General features: G+C 43.4%; 17 protein-coding genes, 4 tRNA genes and 2 rRNA genes. 10 read left to right on the forward strand and 13 right to left on the reverse strand.

Features of this window, described 5'->3' with window-relative positions; genetic code table 11:
* Window positions 1–12 precede the first annotated feature (12 nt).
* The 10 genes from nusG to B6N13_RS16275 form a co-directional block, all read right to left on the reverse strand.
* Window positions 13–546, reverse strand: coding sequence for a transcription termination/antitermination protein NusG (nusG, locus tag B6N13_RS16230; RefSeq protein ID WP_012071948.1), 534 nt, complete (start codon window positions 544–546; stop codon window positions 13–15).
* A gap of 9 nt (window positions 547–555) precedes the next feature.
* On the reverse strand, window positions 556–924 hold the full coding sequence (secE, locus tag B6N13_RS16235; RefSeq protein WP_012071949.1) for a preprotein translocase subunit SecE: 369 nt from the start codon (window positions 922–924) through the stop codon (window positions 556–558).
* A 43-nt stretch (window positions 925–967) separates the two neighbouring features.
* Window positions 968–1,043 (reverse strand) — tRNA-Trp (locus B6N13_RS16240).
* 116 nt (window positions 1,044–1,159) lie between these two features.
* Window positions 1,160–1,235: transfer RNA gene (locus B6N13_RS16245), tRNA-Thr, on the reverse strand.
* 1 nt (window position 1,236) lies between these two features.
* Window positions 1,237–1,311: transfer RNA gene (locus B6N13_RS16250), tRNA-Gly, on the reverse strand.
* Window positions 1,312–1,314: 3 nt separating this feature from the next.
* Window positions 1,315–1,398, reverse strand: a tRNA-Tyr gene (locus tag B6N13_RS16255).
* Window positions 1,399–1,472: 74 nt separating this feature from the next.
* Window positions 1,473–2,177 (reverse strand): SPOR domain-containing protein, encoded by a 705-nt coding sequence (locus tag B6N13_RS16260; protein ID WP_169459974.1) that lies wholly within the window; start codon window positions 2,175–2,177, stop codon window positions 1,473–1,475.
* Window positions 2,174–2,908, reverse strand: a complete 735-nt coding sequence (locus B6N13_RS16265) for a type III pantothenate kinase (RefSeq protein WP_012071951.1) — start codon at window positions 2,906–2,908, stop codon at window positions 2,174–2,176. Before B6N13_RS16265 ends, B6N13_RS16260 begins: the two co-directional genes overlap by 4 nt.
* On the reverse strand, window positions 2,892–3,845 hold the full coding sequence (locus B6N13_RS16270) for a biotin--[acetyl-CoA-carboxylase] ligase (protein WP_012071952.1): 954 nt from the start codon (window positions 3,843–3,845) through the stop codon (window positions 2,892–2,894). Before B6N13_RS16270 ends, B6N13_RS16265 begins: the two co-directional genes overlap by 17 nt.
* Window positions 3,846–3,959: 114 nt before the next feature.
* Entirely contained in the window at window positions 3,960–5,156 is a 1,197-nt protein-coding gene (locus B6N13_RS16275; protein WP_012071953.1) for an alpha/beta fold hydrolase, read from the reverse strand.
* 97 nt (window positions 5,157–5,253) lie between these two features.
* Between B6N13_RS16275 and B6N13_RS16280 the strand changes: the two genes are divergently transcribed.
* The gene (locus B6N13_RS16280; protein ID WP_169459975.1) at window positions 5,254–5,721 is read left to right on the forward strand and encodes a GNAT family N-acetyltransferase; all 468 of its coding nucleotides are present in this window, start codon (window positions 5,254–5,256) and stop codon (window positions 5,719–5,721) included.
* A 128-nt stretch (window positions 5,722–5,849) separates the two neighbouring features.
* The gene (locus B6N13_RS16285) at window positions 5,850–7,193 is read left to right on the forward strand and encodes a GH1 family beta-glucosidase (RefSeq protein WP_169459976.1); all 1,344 of its coding nucleotides are present in this window, start codon (window positions 5,850–5,852) and stop codon (window positions 7,191–7,193) included.
* A gap of 112 nt (window positions 7,194–7,305) precedes the next feature.
* On the opposite strand, the gene B6N13_RS16290 is transcribed toward B6N13_RS16285, so the two are convergent.
* Complete coding sequence (locus B6N13_RS16290) at window positions 7,306–9,012, reverse strand: glucan biosynthesis protein D (RefSeq protein WP_012071956.1); 1,707 nt, start codon at window positions 9,010–9,012, stop codon at window positions 7,306–7,308.
* A gap of 450 nt (window positions 9,013–9,462) precedes the next feature.
* On the opposite strand from B6N13_RS16290, the gene B6N13_RS16295 reads away from it, so the two are divergent.
* From B6N13_RS16295 to B6N13_RS16330, 8 genes are all read left to right on the forward strand, one after another.
* Window positions 9,463–11,667 (forward strand): EAL domain-containing protein, encoded by a 2,205-nt coding sequence (locus tag B6N13_RS16295; protein WP_169459977.1) that lies wholly within the window; start codon window positions 9,463–9,465, stop codon window positions 11,665–11,667.
* 106 nt (window positions 11,668–11,773) lie between these two features.
* Window positions 11,774–13,009 carry a uracil-xanthine permease family protein gene (locus B6N13_RS16300; RefSeq protein WP_012071958.1) on the forward strand — a complete coding sequence of 412 codons (1,236 nt, stop codon included), beginning with the start codon at window positions 11,774–11,776 and terminating at the stop codon, window positions 13,007–13,009.
* A gap of 189 nt (window positions 13,010–13,198) precedes the next feature.
* A complete protein-coding gene (locus B6N13_RS16305) occupies window positions 13,199–13,708 on the forward strand; it encodes a sigma-70 family RNA polymerase sigma factor (protein WP_012071959.1) in 510 nt (169 codons plus the stop codon).
* Entirely contained in the window at window positions 13,708–14,649 is a 942-nt protein-coding gene (locus B6N13_RS16310; RefSeq protein ID WP_169459978.1) for a DUF4880 domain-containing protein, read from the forward strand. Before B6N13_RS16305 ends, B6N13_RS16310 begins: the two co-directional genes overlap by 1 nt.
* A 108-nt stretch (window positions 14,650–14,757) precedes the next feature.
* The gene (locus B6N13_RS16315) at window positions 14,758–17,841 is read left to right on the forward strand and encodes a TonB-dependent receptor (RefSeq protein WP_169459979.1); all 3,084 of its coding nucleotides are present in this window, start codon (window positions 14,758–14,760) and stop codon (window positions 17,839–17,841) included.
* A gap of 89 nt (window positions 17,842–17,930) precedes the next feature.
* Window positions 17,931–18,698: a Slam-dependent surface lipoprotein gene (locus B6N13_RS16320; RefSeq protein WP_169459980.1), complete on the forward strand. Its 768-nt coding sequence runs from the start codon at window positions 17,931–17,933 to the stop codon at window positions 18,696–18,698.
* An 81-nt stretch (window positions 18,699–18,779) separates the two neighbouring features.
* A complete protein-coding gene (locus B6N13_RS16325) occupies window positions 18,780–20,276 on the forward strand; it encodes a surface lipoprotein assembly modifier (protein ID WP_169459981.1) in 1,497 nt (498 codons plus the stop codon).
* Window position 20,277: 1 nt separating this feature from the next.
* Complete coding sequence (locus B6N13_RS16330; protein WP_169459982.1) at window positions 20,278–21,570, forward strand: tetratricopeptide repeat protein; 1,293 nt, start codon at window positions 20,278–20,280, stop codon at window positions 21,568–21,570.
* Between the two features lie 374 nt (window positions 21,571–21,944).
* Here B6N13_RS16330 and rrf read toward each other — a convergent pair.
* Together rrf and B6N13_RS16340 are read right to left on the reverse strand one after the other, a co-directional pair.
* Window positions 21,945–22,059 (reverse strand): 5S ribosomal RNA (gene rrf, locus B6N13_RS16335).
* Window positions 22,060–22,278: 219 nt separating this feature from the next.
* A 23S ribosomal RNA gene (locus B6N13_RS16340) occupies window positions 22,279–22,446 on the reverse strand; the annotation flags it as partial.

Consider the following 22,446-nt stretch of genomic DNA (forward strand, 5'->3'; position numbering starts at 1 on the left):
CGTTCAACAAAATCAGGCCTTTTCAACCTGACTAAATTCCAAATCAACTGGCGTTGAGCGCCCAAAAATAAGCACCGCCACTTTGATTCGACTTTTATCGTAATCCACTTCTTCCACAACACCGTTAAAGTCAGCAAATGGCCCTTCGTTAACTCGAACAACCTCACCCACTTCAAACAAAGTCTTAGGACGAGGCTTATCAACCCCATCACTAACACGTTGTAGAATAGCGTCTGCTTCGCGACTGGTAATTGGCGATGGCTTATCTGCCGTACCACCAATAAATCCCAAAACACGAGACGTACCTTTAACCAAATGCCAAGAGGCGTCATTCATATCCATTTGAACCAATACATAACCTGGATAGAACTTTCTCTCACTCTTGCGCTTTTTGCCATCTCGAATCTCGACCACTTCTTCAGTCGGCACCAAGATGTCACCAAAATTCTCTTCCTGCCCCATAACCTGCACTCGCTCAATAAGCGAACGCATTACGTGCTTTTCGTACCCTGAGTACGCTTGTACTACATACCATCGTTTGGTCACGAGCAACTCCTAACTAATTACCGAGGAAACGATCCAACCAAGGAACGAATCCACCCCCCATAGTACGAGAGACATAAAAACAACAACCGCTAACACTATTAAGGTTGTTTGCATGGTTTCTTGTCTAGTTGGCCACACAACTCTGCGAATTTCAGTTTTAGCTTCTTTTGCCAAAGTAAAAAAAGCCTGACCTTTCACAGTTTGCAATGCAACAAAACCAGCGACACCAGCCAACACCAAGATAGCGATTAAGCGATACAATAGTGACTCAGCAGAATAATAGTTATTACCAATCACGCCTACCGCAACTAGCAGAACAACAATTGCCCACTTAAACACATCTCCGCGAGACGCTTGAGCTTCAGTACTCGAACTCATACTTCAGGTGATCCCTAACTAAGAAATAGGATGATACGAAAGATGGCAGGCCAAGAGGGACTCGAACCCCCAACAGCCGGTTTTGGAAACCGGTGCTCTACCAATTGAACTATTGGCCTACATTCGTATGGGCGAAGGATGATACCTGAACAAGCTAAATCTAGCAAGGGTATCTGCCCAAAAAACAGACAATAAAAAAGGCGGTTAAACCACCTATCTTTTGCATTGGAAATGCTGGAGCTCATGAGCAGATTTGAACTGCCGACCTCACCCTTACCAAGGGTGTGCTCTACCAACTGAGCTACATGAGCCTGGAGCGGGTAGCGGGAATCGAACCCGCCTCTTCAGCTTGGAAGGCTGAGGTAATAGCCACTATACCATACCCGCAATTGGTGGAGGGAGGTGGATTCGAACCACCGAAACTTTCGTGGCAGATTTACAATCTGCTCCCTTTGGCCACTCGGGAACCCCTCCACGTACTCAGCGCTACAACGCAACACCCCAAAAGGTGGGAGCCATTATATGAATCGTCTTGCCAATTGCAAGCACTAGCAAGGATTTTTTTCTACTTTTATCATCATCTTGGTCAGATCGAAGCGCGACATAAACTGTTCCCAGTCTTTTTCATCCACTGGCTGCGCAATATCTATCTGCTGAAGCGGGACATTTCGCATATGTTCATAAACATCAACAGCATAGCCAGACACATTTTGAATGCGTACTTTCGCTTGATCGGCTCGCTCTTTAGAAGAATATAGACCTAAAGAGATACGGTTCTTCATTTCGGCACGATTAATAACAAAGCTATCAATAGATTTAGAGGCAAGCTCTTTTACTATACGCTCCGCAATGGCGGGTGTTTCTGGTGCAGCAATATAGAGCCAAAACTTGGGACGCTTGCCCGAAACCTCTTGTTCGGTATATGGCCATTTAAACTCTTTTAGAACCTGGACTATTTGTTTGCTATCACTCTCTCGCTCTGTCTCTAAACGAGGACAGTATAGGTCAGGATAATCTCCAGAAGCCTGGCCTATCACCTTACTCAATGCATCCTCAAGCCCTTCACCATATGCAATCCTCGCATTATAATCCTGCTCAGTAACTGCTGGCGCCTCGGACAAGAGATGAATTTTCTCACTCACAGGCGGCCCATAAATAGATTCTTTATTTTTTTCTAGCTTATCCTGAACAAAACTATGCCAGCTCAAAAAGGCAGCATTAAGTAACACTACAAAAAGAAATAGCCACTTCATTTATTGCCTCTTAACTGCTCATCACCAACCAGCTTTGCACCCAAAGCCACAAGATTAGGAAAACATTCGAGCGCAATGCCTAATCTATTCAATAACGCTTGCGCATCTCCACCTGTCACAACCCATTTAAATTCAGGGTACAGATGATGAATACGCTCTAAAAAACCCAACGCCATCTCATGACAACCTTCTGTCACCGCTCTTGCCGTAGAGTTAGGCAGCCCCTCACCTTCGACCACTTCATGGGAATCAAAGCGAATCCGAGCAGTTTTCGAGAGCAAAGATTCCGTCATCATCGCCAAGCCAGGAGCGATATAACCACCAAGATGAGCGCCTTCGCTATTAACCACATCTACTTTTATCGCCGTACCTGCATCCACAACGACTACATTGCCTTTTATCAGGTGATGAGCCGCAACAACACCAAGCCATCGATCAATTCCCAAGCGCTCAGGTTCAATATAGGCATTACGAACACAACAAGCGGTCGCTTGACTCGTCAGCGTAATCCATTCACTGCTAGGGAACGCAGCTTGGACATCAGCATGTAACAATGCACTTTGCTCTTTAGATCGTACACTGGCAAAATAAATCACCTGCGGAGCAAAATCAGTTTCCGCAGGACAACTATCCCCTCGCAGAACCCACAATACTTGCTCGCCTTCAAAGGCAGTAAATTTGATACTAGTATTACCCGCATCAACAACTAAAACTCTAGACTCGACGGACACTAATCTCCCCTCCATGAAGAGCCACCAGCTCACCGTTTTCTTCTAGAAGTAGAGCACCTTTTTGATCAATACCTCGTGCAATCCCCTGACGCTGTTGAGAAACCGTACTAACAGTAACCGTCTGATTGAACAAAACATCATACGCTTGCCACTGATATTGAAAATGCTTCATACCATTGCCATCTTCAAACAATTGACAAATATCAATAAGCTCTTTGGTTAATTCAGCCAAAATTACATTCCGACTCGGGCGAGACTTAAGACGAGACACAAGATCCGTCCAAGGTTGATCAACGTGGGTCATAATGCCATCATTCATTTCGACATTAAGTCCGACTCCAATGATTACATGACAAACGTCCTGATCAGCCACCATTTCAAGTAAAATACCGCAGATTTTCTGACCGTCTACTTGTACGTCATTAGGCCACTTCAACCCAGGATTGGGAATACCAGCTTTTTTTAATACTCGAGCTACAGCAACGCCCACCGCGAGACTCAAACCTTCAACAACATTTGGACCATTGTCAAAGCGCCACGCAAACGAAAAGGTAATATTTTTTGCAACACCAGACTCCCACTGACGACCACGACGCCCCTTACCATGAGTCTGACGCTCAACCGAGATTAGAACAGGTAAAGGCAAGCCTTGTGATATATAGCTCTTAGCATCGCCGTTGGTTGACTCTGTCTCAAACGCTAACTTGATCGCCACATCATTTGGCACACCATTTTCACGCAAAGCATCTTCAGACAACAGTTCAACTGGTGAAGGTAAACGGTAACCTCGACCTTTAACCGAGTGTACAGTCACACCAATCGCTTCTAACTTTTTAAGTCTCTTCCAGACCGCTGCACGGGTAACTCCCAACGCGGTTCCCAACTCTTCGCCAGAGTGAAATTCATTATCACTAAGCAGGGCCAAAACAGCTTGCATCAACGCTCTCCAATTTCACTTCTTGTATCATTCAACCCTAATACTTACCTAATTTTTGACATTTATTAGAGCAATCTATTATCAAGTCGACTCGGCCATAAGAAGAGTCTCTACTTATCTATTACTACTCGCGTTTGCCTTGATGAAAAAAGCGACTTCTTGCATTAACGAATTAAAATTTGGATTCCAAGATACTCGTGCCGAATGAGGGCTATTTTTCGTCAATGCATCAGAGCCTTCGCCAAACCAATTATTTTTATCTGTTCGGCACTTTTGATATAAAGACTCATCAGACAGATACCAGCCGCAAATACGATATTCTCCCATGGCGCCGTAATAGGTATTGTCGGGGTTGCCATGAACAGCCATATGCGACAAACCTAATATTTTAGCCTCAGGCCAATTTGTATTGTAAACCTTAATACGATCAGTATTAGCGCTCATTTGATCTTTGCTATAAAGCACCATCTGACTTTTTGTCCCAATCATACCTGTTTTAAAAACTTTTTCTGACACCGACGCATCCACCGTCTGATCATCTTCCGATAAGGCGATAAAAACAGGTAACTCTTTCGGGTTGTCGAGGATCAAATTGCGCACTTCTTTAGACAACTTATACACCTGAGCAATTGCAGGCAGAGGGATTGACGCGTATTTAGCAAAGTCATCACTTGGATAATGATCTAACCAATCTTTCACCATCGCCAACCAAGGCGAAAGCCAATCTATACTGCTATTCACCTTAAACACAGGCGAAAACAAAATAGCACCAGCAACACTGTTAGAATGCTGCCAAGCATATTCCGCAGCTAATGCACCGCCAGTAGAAAAACCACCAACATACATGACGTCTACTTCTTTACTAAACTGATCAGCGGCATTTTGAAACGTCACACGCCAATCATCACGTGAAACATTAAGAAGATCTTCTGCCTTTGTGCCATGACCTGGCAACAAAACTACGCGCACCTGATAACAAGCAGCTTGCAAAGCAAGCGCAGGGTCTCGCATCGAAAAAGGAGAATCTGACAAGCCGTGGGACAGCAACACACCAATGCGCGCTCGCCCTGCACAGTGTTCTGCATCAGGCAATAACTCAAAGGGCAGAACAGCGGCGAGCTCTCTAGGCTTATCATCAACATTGATCCACACCTTACGCTCATTTACATATTCCTCTGCACGCACTACATAATGAGCAAAAGATTCTTCTGGCTCATAAACAAACTCCGTTTGCTGTTGTGCTGCGTAGCCAATTCCAGAAATGGGCAATACCAAAACACAAAAACACAAGAACACTATTCTTTGCCGCACGATAATCCCTCCCGCTGTCCATCATTCAATTTCATTAACACTATAAAATAGCGGATTATGCTATCATTAAGCATTTCGTCGCTATACAAATTCCACTATGAAGACATCCTACCCTATCCCTGAACAAGTTCCTTCGCTTTGGTTTCCTTTGGTGAAGAAATTTTATCAAGAACATTATCCAAGCGGTAAACCAAACAAAGCGGATCCTATTTGGGTAATAAGAGATAAAGGCAAGATTCTTTGCGCGGTAAGACTCAAGCAAATTACCAACTCTCAACTACTTACCGGTATGGTAACAGAGCCAATCCATCGTAATATTGGTCTCGGCAGCCATCTAATCAACGGCATTCATCCAGCATTAGATGAAAAAAATACGTATTGCTTCGCATTTACCCATCTCGTGCCGTTTTATAGCGCAAATCATTTTACGACCATCTCAGCAGAAATGTTACCAAGTGAACTAGCAAGTCGCTTTCGAGCCTATACGGCACAAGGCCGAGATCTTACGCCAATGCGCTATATCCGTAGCCAAAAAACGCTTAATTCGCTGCTAAAAAGCACTTAAAATGCGCTTAAATAATCTTAAATTACTAAAACAATCATATCATTGTTGACGCTTTTCAAACTCCTCCAGTACCTTTGGTCGCAATACTTATCTTTGCTAAGACAATAAATAAAAAGACTGAGGACAACATGTCAATCACCCTACCATCACATTCAAAAATGCTTACCTCCGATTTTATCTTTGGTGTAGCAACCGCCTCTTTCCAAATTGAAGGCGCGACAACTGCTGATAATCGCCTCCCTTCTATTTGGGATACCTTCTGCGCAACCCCAGGCAAGGTAAAGGGTATGGACAATGGTGAGATAGCTTGTGACCATTATCATCTATGGGAACAAGACATCCAGTTGATTAAAGATCTCGGTGTAGACGCTTATCGATTATCAATTGCTTGGCCTCGAGTCATGGACAAAAAAGGCGAAGCAAACCAAGCTGGACTGGATTTTTATCGCAACTTGCTTAAAAAGCTCAAAGCAGAAGGGCTCACTGTATTTGCGACACTTTACCATTGGGATCTGCCACAGCACTTAGAAGACAAAGGTGGCTGGCTTAATAGAGAAACCGCATACCAGTTCAAAAATTACGCAGATTTGGTAACCAAAGAGTTAGCGGAATGGGTTGATAGCTGGGCGACCTTCAACGAACCTTTTTGCGCAGCAATATTAGGTTATGAGTTGGGTATACATGCACCGGGGTTAAGCAAACCAGCATTTGGTCGACAAGCTGCTCACCATATTTTGCTCGCACATGGTTTAGCGCTTCCAGTTATTCGCAAAAACGCACCAAAATCTCAGGTGGGCATAGTGCTCAATATGAACCGCTCCTATGCTGCCAGCGAAAAAACCGAAGACCAATTCGCGTGCTTGATGCGAGAAACTCTAGATAACCAGTTTTTCATTGAGCCACTGATGAAGGGACAATATCCGCAGTTACTTAAAACCGTCGCTCCGCAGTATTTACCAACAATTTTACCTGGTGACATGGACATCATTTCTCAACCAATTGATTTCTTGGGCATGAACTTTTACACCTGCAATCACAATGCCTACGATGCTGATGACATGTTCAAAAATGTACAGAACAGTCAAACAGTTGAGTGCACAGACATTGGTTGGGAAATCGCCCCCCACGCCTTCACTGAATTGTTAGTAAATCTTCACAAACAATATAGCTTGCCACCTATTTATATTACCGAGAATGGCGCAGCGTGTGCGGATCAGATCATTGATGGCGAAATCAACGATGAGCAACGAGTACGTTATTTAGATGGCCATATAAACGCTGTAAATCAGGCAATTGAAAGCGGCGTCGATATTCGTGGTTATTTCGCTTGGAGCTTGATGGATAACTTTGAATGGGCAGAAGGTTATAGCAAGCGTTTTGGTCTAACCTACGTGGATTATCAGACTCAAAAAAGGACCATTAAACGCAGCGGACACGCTTACCGTACTCTTCTAAGTAGCCGCAAAGGCTAAAAATATCAGAACTTATGGTCGATTTACAAAAATGCCCTATGCATCACACATAGGGCATTTTATTTGCTTACTGTAAGTTATTTACAGGAACACTCATCCATAGCAAAAGAAGCTACTTCAAATGACCAGCATTATGAAGTTCTCTATCTTTCTCCGCTGGTGGAGTCCACTGATACTGCCAAGTCTCAGTTAGCGGCTGTCCGTTAGCTTCCAAGTGAACCGTTAAATTAATTGGCTTAGACTTGCCTTTCGGTGGTACCAAATCAAACATCGCACGGTAACCATTGATAGAATGCAGTGGTCGAGCAGATTCAATTTCCACCCTACCTTCAGACGATGTAATCACCGCTTTCACTTTCGTATCATTGCCTAACATCGCCAATGAACCACCAGCGAAATCAACCACAAAACGTTTGCTGTAATATTGACGTTTTTTACCAATCACACCACCGATACCTGTAAAAGTATCAACAACTCGAGCACGGTTAGATTGCACCGGAGGATGACTTCCCCAATACATATTGTAGCTGTAAAGTAACTCTTGACCCGCTTTAACCGGAGCCGCTGGATTCCAGAAAGCAACGATGTTATCGAAAGTTTCATCCAGAGTCGGAATTTCTACTAATTGCACAGACCCCTTACCCCAGTTACCAAGTGGCTCAATCCACAAACTTGGGCGCTTCTCATAGAAAACACCGTCATCTTGATAATGATCGAAATTACGGTCACGCTGCAGCAAACCAAAGCCTTTTGGATTCTCATCGCTGTAAGCATTAAATTGTAAATTTTCAGGGTTGGATAATGGTCGCCAAATCCATTCGCCGTTGCCGGTTTGCATAGCAAGGCCATCCGAGTCATGAATCTCTGCACGCCAATCATAATTAGTTCGACGATCATTTTCGCCAACCATAAACATACTAGTCATTGGCGCCACACCTAAACGCTCAACAGATTTGCGCGGATAAATAGCGGAATCTACGCGCATTTTGAACGGTTCCCCCGGAGTCATATCAAAACGATAAGCCCCAGTTACACTAGGAGAATCCATTAAAGCGTAAACCGTCACCACATCAGAACCTGGTTTTGGCTTCTCTAACCAAAAGTCAGTAAAAATAGGAAACTCTTCAGGGTGCGGCATTGCGGTATCAATCGCTAAGCCTCGAGCGGAAAGACCATATTGCATTTCACTGCCAACAGCACGGAAATAACTCGCCCCTAAAAAAGCGACAACATCGCGCTGCCAATCTGTGGCGAATTGCATTCTAAAACCTGCAAAACCAAGATCTTTAGGAAGTTTTTTACCATCTACTTTAGATTTACCGTAAGTAAACTCAGAAGGCATGTAAGGAATCGGAGTCGACTTACCATTTTCAAGCTCATTCATATGAATTGGCGTATCAAACCCTAGACCAAGATGAAAAAGCTCCGTACGGAACTCTGATTTTTGATCGCGCCACAAAGCCGCCTCTTTATTAAAGCGAATTTCTTGATAATCATCCCAGTCTAAGCCTTTTAAACTATCTGGCATTTCACCTTGATGGCTTTCATAAGGCTTAGTCGCCAATTGACGAGCATGGCCTTTTAACCAAGCATAGCTAAATTCTTCACCTTCTTTAGGTTGAGCGACAGATTGAGATGGTTGCGACTGTGATTGCGCTGCGCAAGCAGTAAGGCTAAATAGCACACCGACGGCCAATAAAGATCGACTCGCCAAGCGCTGCAAATTACTAGACACATTTGTTTTTCGGGATTTTCGCACAACCTGCGGCCCGACTAAGTTTGAATCCTTCATGGACTCTGAAAAACAATGAGGAAGCATAGAACATGACCCTATCAGCTAAAAAGTTGGTATCTATACTAGCGAATTACCACAGAGCTTAGTGTTCAGATAGAGTAAATATTTAATACATTTATATGGAAAATTTAGGATATCTCCTTACATTTGATACTAAATCTATTTTAAATTTGGCCAATCGCCTCACTTCATACCACAGAGCCCCTTTTTATTTCCAACACAAGAGAATAAGTGTCTCAGTTATTCACCTTAAAAATGCTTGCTCTCTTAAATTGTGTAAAACAAAAGCTATTCCACAACAGGCAAACTAAATTGATTACATAACGATACAGAGTAACATCACATGTTATACAGCCGAAAAACTAAATTGGGATTAAAATAACGATCAATGAACATATAATGATGTCGTTTATATAACAACCGCTTACTCTATTTTTTCATTTGAGCGCGGATAAAAAATTAAGGTGGAGAGTAATGACATATCCTTGGGGAACAATATTAGGCTATTTTCTAGCTTTATGTTTTTTACTCATATTTATATATGTCTATATTAGAATTAAAGTAGAAAGAAACATTTTTTTTCAACAGCTTGAACACGCTGAAAACTATAAAAACCAATTAACATCATCGCTCGACGCTCTTTCTGATCCTATGTGGATTAAAGACAAAGACCAAACCTATATTTATTGTAATCCTGCATTTGAGCAATTTATCGGCCTATCAAAACTAGAGATAATCGGTTACAAAGATGAAGAAATTCAATCTCAACACGTCCAGCTTAGTCAAAATATCATCCCTGCCATTACTTCAAATGAAGAAACAGGAGCAACCGAAGAGTACGTTTGTTTACCCTGTGGCAACGTAGATTATTTTCAAGTCAGTACCGAACGCATATACGACATTAGCGACCAACTCTTTTCGTCGGTTGGTTATGCGCAAAAAATAACACCATTCAAAGAAAGGGAAAGCGAACTTGTCGATGCTGAAATACGCGTAAACGAAGCATTAAAGTTAACAAAAGTCGGCATTTGGGAATGGAATGTCAGCAAAGATATCTGGTTTGCAACTCCATCGTATTTCACTATGCTCGGCTATGCTCCCGTCGAAGGTATGGCAGATAGAAAGGCTGAATTAGAAAAAATACACCCTGAAGATCGTCAGCATGTTATGGACAGCGTAAATAATATTCTGACCAGCAAAAGTGAATCAAATTATTACAAATACCAAGCTCGAATTAGGCATATAGACGGCAACTATCGATGGATAGGCGTACGTTGCATTGTGACAGAATTTGATCAAGAAGATAAACCAGCTCGCATGCTTGGCGTACGAATTGATATTGATGAAATTCAAAAGGCACATGATCAAGTCGAGTGGTTAGCACATCACGACTCATTAACAAAACTTCCAAACAGAGTTGCACTGAATAAGACATTCCATAAAATCATCAAACCTAATACAAAAATAGCATTACTATTTATCGACTTAGACCACTTCAAAAACGTCAACGACACACTTGGCCATAGTATAGGAGATCAGCTACTACTTACTGTTGCAGACAGAATGCGTACCTTGGTTAATAATATTGGTTATGTTGCACGACAAGGCGGTGACGAATTTATTATTCTGCTACCTGCAGATAATGAAGAATGTTTAATCGAAAAAACCTGTGCTATCAAAGAAGCTTTATCCGCGCGCTATAACATCGATCAGCATCAGTTTTTTATCACACCGTCTATCGGCGTGAGCCTATATCCGCGAAATGGAGAAGACTTCGACAGCCTGTATCAGCGAGCAGATGCCGCTATGTATCATGCCAAGCATACGGGCAGAAATCGATACGCTTTTTTCACCGAAGAAATGCAAGCTATTTCGACACGAGCACTTACATTAGGTAATGCCCTTCATGACGCCATAGAGCGACAAGAGTTTTCTTTACACTATCAGCCGCAAATTTCGCTCATCACAGGAAAAATAATCGGTGCGGAAGCACTCATTCGATGGCATAGCCTAGAATTAGGTCATGTCAGCCCAGGAGAATTCATTCCCCTTGCAGAAGAGAACGGACAAATTTTGGCCATAGGAGAATGGGTTTTACGAGAAACAGCGCGCCAACTAAAACAATGGCTAGAAGAAGGAATTACTCCTGTTAGAATTGCAGTAAACCTGTCATATGCCCAGTTTCAAGTAAATGACCTTCCTTCTATTGTGGAAGCAATACTCAACGAATACGCCGTACCTGCACAATACTTAGAACTTGAGCTCACCGAGCGCATTGCAACGAAAGATCCTGAGCACACAATAACAATACTAGAATCTTTTCAGCAACTTGGAATACACACATCCATCGACGACTTTGGTACAGGCTATTCATCATTGAGCTATCTCCAACGATTCCCCGTTTATAAGCTCAAAATCGACCAGTCTTTTGTACGTAACATGACAACCAATACCAACGATCAAGTCATAGTAGGCACTATTATCCTACTCGCACAACAACTAGGCATGACTACAATAGCCGAAGGTGTGGAAACGAAAGCGCAACTAGAAATGCTCTACAATATTGGTTGCGATGATATTCAGGGGTATTACATCAGTCGGCCAATTCCAGCAGAAGAGTTCAAAATAGGTTTCTTGCAGAAAAAGCAAAGGTTTCTTGTCGCTCAAGACGAGCATTAATAAACAGAAATCGATTGAATATCCTAAGCAAAACTCTTACCTTTCTGGCGCTTATGCCAACTTGTCTATAAAATCCCAGAACTCAAACTATCCAAGGATTTTACCTATGAAAAATGCCGTCTTAGGCATTCAAATGCTGTTTGTTGCATTTGGCGCTTTAGTGCTCGTCCCATTATTAACGGGACTAGATCCTAACGTTGCGCTTTTTGGCGCAGGTGTCGGTACACTCTTATTTCAATTAACCACACGCAGAACGGTTCCAATTTTTCTTGCTTCTTCTTTTGCCTTTATCGCACCCATTATGTACGGCGTCCAAACATGGGGAATTCCTGCGACTATGGGTGGCTTAATTGCAGCAGGTTTTGTCTATGTCGTTCTTGGTGGGTTTATTCGGCTCAAAGGTGCTGGCTTCATTCACGCCCTATTACCGCCAGTTGTTATAGGTCCAATCATCATGGTTATTGGTCTTGGTCTAGCGCCCGTTGCAGTCAATATGGCGCTTGGGAAAGCCGGTGACGTACAAGCAATTGATGCCGATGTTGCTATTTGGATTGCTCTTGCCTCTTTGCTTACTACGATTCTAATTAGCGTATTCGCTAAAGGCCTTTTCAAATTGCTGCCTGTTTTTGGCGGTATTGTCGTAGGGTATGTCCTAAGTTTATTCTTCGGCATAGTCAATTTCGAACCGATCTATAATACAGCATGGTTTGCTATGCCAAACTTTACCGCACCAGAATTCAACATTAATGCGATACTTTTTATGTTACCTGTTGCTATTGCTCCAGCGGTTGAGCATGTTGGAGATATTCTGTCTATTTCTAACGTTACCGGAAAAGACTATCTCAAGAAACCTGGTCTACATCGCACTATTGCTGGCGACGGTATCGCAACGATGGCTGCCGCTATGGTTGGCGCACCACCAAATACGACTTATAGTGAAGTTACTGGCGCAGTGATGCTTACCAAGGCATTCAATCCTGTCATCATGACATGGGCCGCTATTGCAGCCATTGTTCTTGCTTGGGTTGGTAAATTAGGTGCAGCTCTGCAAACTATCCCATTACCTGTAATGGGTGGCATTATGATTCTATTGTTTGGTTCTATTGCCGCGGTAGGACTAAATACCCTGATTAAGAATCAAGTTGACCTTCATAAGTCGCGTAACTTAATCATTGTAGGTGTTACTTTAGTATTTGGTATCGGTGGTATGGCCTTTGGTATTGGTGAGTTCAGCCTTCAAGGCATCAGCCTATGCGGCATCGTCGCGATCACGCTGAATTTAATTTTACCGAAAGACATCGGCGATAATCACATCGTCGACAAAGCACAAATGGAAGAATAATACTTTCACCTTAAAGCAGCACCATCTAAAACGGTCCCAAATTGGGGCCGTTTTTTTAGTGACCTAATCACAGAAAATACACAAAAATATCCAACTAACCAAATATTAAGTTTTATTAAATCTATTGCATATTTACCTTCATCCTGAAATCATAAATGATAACCATTATCAAATGATAGGTTTTACGATATGAATAGAGATTTACAACTCCAATTCACTCAGCTTTATGAAATGCATCAAGGATGGCTATCTAATTTTCTTCGCAAGCGACTTAATTGCTCACACAAAGCCGCGGATTTAATGCAAGACACCTACTTGAAAGTATTGGTTAGTGGGAAAATACCGCCTACCGAATACGCACGCCAGTATTTAACCTGTATCGCTAAGGGTCTAGTTGTTGATCAATATCGTCGGTGGCGTATTGAGCAGGCATACTTGGAATCAATCAGCCACCTTCCTGAAGAGCATCATTCATCACCAGAAAAACGCCTTGAAGTTATCGAGACCTTAATAGAGATAGATACGCTATTACACCAAGTATCGGAAAAAGCACGACAAGCATTTCTACTGCGCAGACTAGAAGGGCTGTCCTATTCCGACATTGCAGTGCAATTAAACGTATCAATATCTTCTGTAGAGAAATACATCGCCAAAGCATTACAAGCGTGTGCCATAGCCATGATGGAGAGACACAAATAATGCAGCCAAACCAAATTGATCTAGAACGCATTCAACAGGCGGCACATCTAATGGCAAGACTCTGGTCAGACGAACCATCCAAACATGATCAGCACGCTTGTAATAAATGGCGAGCCGCCGACCCTGACAATGAAAAAGCATGGCAATGCCTGATACAAGCACAGGCACATTTCGGTGATGCTCCGAAAGAGACGATTCAAATCATAGCTCGAAGCCGAAAAATGTCTCGTCGTCATGTTTTAAGTTTAATGGGGCTTTCTGCTGGAGGGCTCTTCTTCGCTGGCGGCTATATACATAATCGGTCCATAAGCTCTCACGCCTCTTACTATAAGAACCTAGCCACAGCGACAGGGGAAGTAAGAAGCTTTCCATTAAGCGATATCAATAAACTAGTTATGAATACAAAGACCACTCTTGCTATGCCAACAGAACATCAATTTAAACTTGATGACGGTGAATTCTTCCTCGATGTATCACAAGCAACGCCTTACCAAATAGAAACAATGGATGGCACGATTTCTTTTCATCAGGGCAAGCTTAATATTCGTCGTACCGATGACATCACCCGTGTTAGCGTGTTCTCAGGCCAAAACGTCCAATTGATTGGCAAGCAAATGCATAACCCACTGTCAATAAAGCCTGGTGAAAGTATCTCTTTCAATACCCTCAATACGTCCCGTATATCTAATACAGACCCCAATACCATCGGCTGGGTTACCGGCAAGCTGGTAGCACAACGAATGCCCCTCACCGATTTTATACATGAGCTAAGTCGTTACCGAAAAGGCATAGTCAGAGTGGCACCAGAGCTCAGGCAGCTGGCCGTCACGGGCGTATTTTCTATAGACAATACAGATCAAATTTTGCAACAGCTACAAGCAAGCCTCCCCATCAACATTTACCAATTAACTCCTTATTGGGTCAACGTGACAGCAAGCTAAGTACAATCCTTAAATAAAAGTGATAATTACTTTCATTTTCTTTTGCGGGTTTTCCATCTTCACTCGGTATGAAGGGTATAGACACTAATTCAGCCGAGATGTTAAAGAATGAAACACCAAAAACAGCCCCTCTTCAAACCATTAATGCTGGCCATACCATTAAGCGTTTCCGTCGCATTACATGGAATTTCTCCCGTTTTAGCCGCAGATAACATGGCCCAAGTAGACAGTCGCTACTATTCCATTCCGGCAGGCTCTTTAGATTCAGTACTGAATCAATTTGCATTAACCGCTGATGTGAGTTTATCCATTAACTCTGCCCTTACCACAGGCAAACGCAGCTCTGGCCTTAACGGCGACTACACACAGGACGCCGCACTGGCAAAGATTCTGGCAAATACCAATCTGGTTGCCCAACAAACTCAAAATGGCAGTTACATCGTAAAATCCGAGCAAGGAGATGACGGAGTCAATCTTCCTACCATTACCATTGAAGACAACAACGCAATGTCTGATATGAGTGCCCGTGATCAAAAGGGCTATGACGACGTATACGACAAAAACACCTCCACGACCTTTATTGGTAAAACCGAGGTGGAACGTTATAAGGGCACCACCCCATCCGATTTACTACAAGGCGTTCCCGGCGTATTCAGTGGCGAAGCTCGCAACAGCGGCGCACTCGATCTAAACATTCGTGGCGTTCAAGGCCCTGGCCGTGTTCCGGTAACAATTGATGGCACAGAACAAGCGCTGACAGTATGGCGTGGCTACAACGGCGCGACTAACCGCAATTACATCGACCCAAACCTTATTGGCAATGTTCAAATTTACAAGGGTGCCACCAATGAGCGTGACGTACATAGCGGTGTTGGTGGCGCCATGGTGGTCAAAACCCTGTCACCCGACGATTTAATCCGCGATGGTGAAACCTTTGGCGCAGAATTCAAAATAGAAGGCAGTAGCAATGCTACAGGAGAACGAGTACCCGCTCTTCATACTGGCGAATTAGCGACAGATGTCGACGGTTACCCTGCCGGAAGCGCTTACCCCTATGCCGACAAAACCTTACGAGTTAATTTAAAAAGCAAATCGGATAGCGATAACAACCCATTAAATGGCGGCGACTATGCCTACCGAGTCGCAGCGGCCAAAAAGAGTGAACACTTTGACGTGCTCGCTGCTTATGCTTACCGAGAACGAGGCAATTATTATTCAGGGAAAAATAATACGGGCTACTATAACAATCCCAGCGCAGCTGACACCCGAGACTACATCACCTCACTTGCCCAATATTGGCAGCCTGGCGACGAAGTGACCAATACCTCCAGCTTAATGGAGTCTTGGTTATTAAAAACCACATGGCACATTGATGACGACCAAAAAATTGGTTTCAACTTCCGCCAATCTGATTCCACTTATGGCGAAATCATGCCGTCCAGAATCAACAACCAAAGCGACCGCAGTGCCATTCAATGGCCACTTAGTGAAGTCACGGCAAAAGCGTACAATATTGAATACAGCTACAAACCCATAGACAACCGCTGGATCGATTTTAATGCCAATCTTTGGCGAACTGATACCGTCAGTGATACCTACACCTCCGGTGGCTTCCCTAACCAAACCTTACCCTCCGATACATCAGGCGTACTCTATGATAACGCTGCAACCAATGCCAACAGCACCCGCGACGGTATCACCCTTAGTAACAAAATGAACCTTACCGATACTCTAGACCTAACACTTGGCGGTCGTTTTCAGCACGAAAAGCTCACATCCGATGACGAATATAACGAAGCAGCCAGTGCTGGCTGGCGAATGCTGCCACGCGCTGGTCGACGGGAAGAGTGGGAAACCAATTTTGATTTTGCTTGGCGCCCTACCGATAAGCTCAAACTCAATGCCGGCATGACCTATTCCGCTTATTGGGCGTTTGATGATTTCCTCGCGGCTCATCCTGGTGAGTTTAGCCAAAGTACTACCGATTATTACAATATTTCTTACAGCACAGGATATGTCCGTACAGATGAAGAAATTGCAACATTAGTTGCTGAAAGAACAGCCTTCTTTAAAACATATTTAGATTCTGGGGCTATAAGCCAAGCAGTATATGACCAAATTGTTGCTGGTATTTCATACGATAAAACAGTTATTGAGAATACTTACAACAACTATGCAACTTGGAAGCCCGATGCTGATGGCAATTACGACCGTGCCGACAACCCTTGCCTAAATGGTGAGCTAGCAGGAAAAAACGTCGTTTCATGTCAAACGAATCCTGTGAATAACATATCCATCGCAGAAGCTAAAAAGCACAAAGACCATGGCTGGGTGCCTCATGCAGGTATCAGTTATCAATTCACCGATTACAGCAGAGCTTATCTAACTTATACAGAAACCTTGCGCTACCCAAGCATGTTTGAAAGTACCATGGCATTTTCCGCGTCTCAAAACCCTTACGGCGTCAAGCCAGAACACGCCCATAACTGGGAGCTGGCTTATGTACATGATTTAACCCAATGGTTTTCTAGCGCAGAGCATGCCGACGTCAAAATTGCCTACTACGACAACCTCACTGAAGACGTTATCGAACGAGACAGCAATTTTAAATTTAACAATGTCGACGAGCAAAAAATCCGTGGTATAGAACTCAGTGCTCGTTATGACAATGGCCGATTTTTCACTGGTTTAGGCATGAATTACACCTTACAAAATGAAATCTGTGATGAAGACAGCGCGGCAATGTTGTCCAAAAATGACATGGCACGGGCTGTTGATAACCCGATTCCTCGCTGCTTCAAATACGGCTTTCCTAATGGTTACCAACTCGCTCAAGCTACTCCAGAGCTTTCCGCCAACTTATCACTAGGAGGCCGTTTTATGGATCGTCGTTTAGAAATAGGCGGACGAGCCACCTATTACAAAGGCTACGAAAACAGTGATCTAGATTGGTACATCGCAAACTCTTATAGGGCAGGTGAACTTGGTTATGTTTATTTCTATAACACGCCTTATAGCTGGGGTGACACGCTCATCTTCGACGCCTACGTCCGCTATAAAATTAATGAAATCTTTGATGTGGAGTTCACCGGTTCAAACCTAAGCGACCAATATTACGTGGATCCAGCTACTCGATCTGCCGTGGCCGCGCCGGGACGCACATTTAAACTGGGTTTAACAGGCCGCTTTTAGCGACCCGTTAGCAAGGATGGCACTGCACAAGTAGTGTCATGGCAACCGTGTTTTCATTGGGAAAACACACAACACAATGGAGTAATACAATGAAAAAGTTACAACTAGTAAGCGCAATGTCTCTCGCTCTTGGCACTTTAGTATTTTCAGGCATGGCAAGTGCAGCCGTCGTGGGTGAATCCAGCAATACGAACTATGTAAAAGTAGGGACAGCCACCGTCAATGGTGGTCCTCATACCTCTGGCGGCGCAGGTATTGGTGTGAATGCTACAGGTATTGACAAGTTAGTGAACTTTCAGGGATTAACAGCTTACGGCGCTAAGGATGCTCAAGATGTCTACACCTTAAACTTCCCTTACACTGGCTCTCCAACCAGCCACGATAATCTCGGAGTATTCAACTTCGCTCAAGTAGGTACCAGCGATGTATGGGTCGGTGAGTGGTCAGCCTATGGCACCAGCGGAGATTCAACTCGTACCGTTTACTATGCCGGAGCAAATGCAGACACCTCTGTGCCAACCTCTGGTACGGCCACCTATACAGTCGTGGGTATCAATAACTACAATGGCACAGCTGCAAGCTTGCTAAACGGTACATTAACCGCTGACTTTGCTGCAGCAACACTAACAGGCAGCATGGCGAACACAAATGGCCTTACTGTTGATATTGGTACAGCTACCATTAATAGCGATGCTTCTGTTACTGGCTCAGATGCAACAGCAAGTATTTCAGTAATCGAAGTCGCTTCTGCTGGTGACGTTTCAGCTCAATTCTACAATGGCCAAGCAGATCTAGCGGGGCTTGTTGACTTTGCTGGAACTGAATACGACACCGCATTTGGCGGCTCTAAAGACTAAGTCATTATTATGATTTAACCTTAGCCGAGCATGATTATCCTGCTCGGCTTTTCTCTTTACTGCCTATGATGAGCCATTTACATGCATTTTTTAAAAAGTAACTTTCTTCATTGCAAGATAGTCGGATTGGCCTTGCTGTTTATGTTCTCACGGTCTGCAACAGCAGATGATCACGATCTAGATACTCAGCTCAGGTTAAACCAAAACATAGAACAACAAAACAATTCAAAGGAAAGTGAGTTACTCAAAGATGAAGATTACCTATCAGGAAAACGCCCAGAGCTGATTCTTGATGGCAAGTCTTACACCGTAGGACACAATGCTAATGATATCGGGCGTGCGCTCTATGTTTCCATTAAACAAAAACAATGGAATGCCGTCGTTTACTTTCTCGATGAATACCGAACACTTTCCGATGCTGATCCACTTTTACTCGCTTATGCGAAAGGCGCATTAGCTCGAATCCAAGGTAATATGGAGCAAGCCGCAACAGAGTATCGCCAGCTCCTCGGCCTGAACCCTGAATTCTTGCCAGGTCAACTGGAACTGGCCCGCGTACTATTCGAAGATCATCAAGATAAAGAAGCAGAGGTAGTTTTTACACAAATATCGGCAAAGCTCGATCCTGACAATGAGCAACAGACCGGCGTCTATCGTACGGTAGAAAGTTTCCGTAAAGCACTTGAACAGCGCCGTGATTGGTCGACGTCTATCGCGCTTGGTGCAGTATGGAATGATAACCTTAACCAATCTTCAGAAAGTCGTACCTGTTTACTCCTTTCCCAAGGCCAATGTATTTATGAACGAAAAATCCCCGATGCTATTTCAGCAACGGGGCTTGATTACGAACTGACCCTTAACAAGCACACACCTATTACGAGTCATAATGGACTGTATTTTCGCTCTTTGCTATATGGTAAAAGCTATGACGATTACACTGATTACAATGAAAGTACGCTAATTACACAGCTAGGTTATCGCTACCAAGATCTCGATGACCAGATACAACTCGCTCCTTCTTTTGAATTTTCCGCCTATGGAAATAAAGCCATGTACAGTGCCTTAGGCCTGCATGGCGAATGGACTCACAATTTTTCCAACAAGCAAATGCTTAAAGTCCAAGGCGATTACAAAGAACTGCGCTATAAAAAGCAAAACTACGAACGTTATAACGGCCCTTCCTACTCAGCAAATGCAACTATGTGGCAAGTCTTACCGAATAGCTGGACGTTATTTGGAGGTGTTGATGGCTTAGACCGACAAGCGGATGATAAACCCTATGGCTACTTACAACTTGGCGTACGACTCGGGGTCTCAAAATCGTTTTCTAATGCTCTAAGCACAACATTTTTCACCTCTTTCCGCGAACAAACCTACAAAGCGTACAGCAACATTCTTGGTGCAAAACGCAATGACCATGAAAGCAGCTACACATTGGTCATGAAATCGCCTCAACTGTCCATCTTAGGTTTTGCTCCGAGCCTAACCATCAAACACTCAAATATAAACAGCAATGTAGATTGGCTGTATAGCCGTGAAAACAACCAAGTCAGCCTAAAACTGGAGAAAAATTTCTAACATGATAAAACTGCATCACTTAGCTACTTTTGTCACTCTTTGCGCCCTATTATTAAGCTCTGTGTCCTGGGCAGCAGGTAACTGGCAATACTACCAAGACAAAGCCATGGCTCTTTATCAAGAAGGCGATTACATCAAGGCTGAAAAGAACGCCAAATACGCCCTTAAGATTGCAAAAAAAGCCGACAACGGTACCGCGTTTCGTGCCAGCAGTCTCAACTTATTGGCTTTTATTCAAATCGCACAAGACAAGCCAGACGCTGCGATTAATTCCATCAATGATGCTATCAAATTTACAAAAAGCGCTTACGATGACGAACACCCTCAAGTAGCCACTCTGTTATTTAATAAAGGCAATTTCCTAGAACAAGCTGGCCAACCACTAAATGCCATTGAGGCTTATACCCAAGCTTGGGATATTCAAGAATTTGAAGATGTTCAAGCGAATGACGTTTTAAAAACCGTAAACGCGCTAACTCGCCTTCATAATGAATCACAGAATTATGCCGAGACCATATCCATCGTCGAAGTGTTTATGAAAGGAAGAAGTAATGAGCCATTTAGTGAACTTTTTCGTCAAATTAACTATTCACTAGCCGAAGCATATGTACAACAAAATCAGCAAGATGCCGCGCAAGTTACACTAAAGCAAGAACTCAACCGAGAACAAAATACACTAGAAAGCAATGATGTCCGCCTTGCCGAAACACTAGAACGTCTTGCTGCTATCTTAGAGGCTCAAGGAAAACAGAGTTCAGCCACACCTCTGCGTAAGCAAGCCCTTACTATTCGATCTACATCGAGTGAAGCGTCGTTAGCCAATATTATGAACTTAAATGAATTGGCATTAGACAGCCAGCAGAAAAATGATTACCCAAAAGCCAAAGCACTTTATCAAGAGGCCCTAGCTGGATTACATAAACTCAACCACGCCCAAGGTATAGAGCAAGCACTCATACTTGGTAATCTCGGTAGTGTAGAAGAAGATCAAGGCAATACTAAAGAAGCTCTAACACTTTATCAGCAGAGCCTAGTACTTCATGGCAAGATCCCGGCCCAGCCATTACAAGCCGCCTATACCGCCGCAAGAGCTGGTGCTATTTTCTATACTAAAAGAGACTACCCAAAAGCAGAACCTCTCTTTCTCCAATCACTCTCCTTGATGGAAAAAGCACAAGCACCAACAGCATCCAAACAAATTGCATTGGAAAATCTGATAGCGCTCTACGATGCATGGCATAAGAATAGAGAGAAGCTGACTTACATAAAACAACTACAAGAACTTAAGAAATAAAGTGACAAAGATTCTTTAAAAGGAAAAATTTAATCTCTTAACGCTCTAATTACTCATATTAAAGCCTCTTTGAACAACATTCCATTCGCCTTGGTTTGGATTAGCGCTAACGCGTTGAGCTTGCGAAACTGGCGCAAGCGAAGGCAATGACAAGATGGTATTCCTACAGGCAAAAGAATTTTCTGCAGACGAAAAAAAGCCCTGACAGCGTAGCTATCAGGGCCTTCTTAATATAAAGCTTGACGACTGATGCCGACTGTCACATGCGTGTCTTTGATAAAGAGCCCCACACGCATGTGGGAGCAATCCTATTACACCGCCTAAACGAAAAAACCCCRCCCTGCTTAGCAGGACGGGGTTCTTTTCAATATAAAGCTTGACGACGACCTACTCTCACATGGGATCTCCCACACTACCATYGGCGATGGCGCTTTTCACTTCTGAGTTCGGGATGGGATCAGGTGGTTCAACGCCTCTATGATCGTCAAGCAATTCGTTTTGCGTTTGTTTTGAGCTATGCGTTTATTGCATTGTCTTTCGACTTGTCTCAAAACACGCGAATACGTGCTTGGATCTTTAACAATTCATTTTGAAATAGRGATAACCAAGTATCAAACCGATGTTGTTTTCATCGTAATTCTATGTGTCTTTGTCATTTTGATGATCTTGAGCCTTCACTCTTCTCATCCAAAACCACTTTGGTGTTATATGGTCAAGCCTCACGAGCAATTAGTATTGGTTAGCTCAATGCCTCACAGCACTTACACACCCAACCTATCAACGTCCTAGTCTCGAACGGCTCTTCAGGGGACTTATGTCCCAGTGAGATCTTATCTTAAGGGAGGCTTCCCGCTTAGATGCTTTCAGCGGTTATCC

Origin of the sequence: Marinomonas sp. UCMA 3892 (assembly GCF_012726345.1) — a bacterium.
Lineage (GTDB): Bacteria > Pseudomonadota > Gammaproteobacteria > Pseudomonadales > Marinomonadaceae > Marinomonas.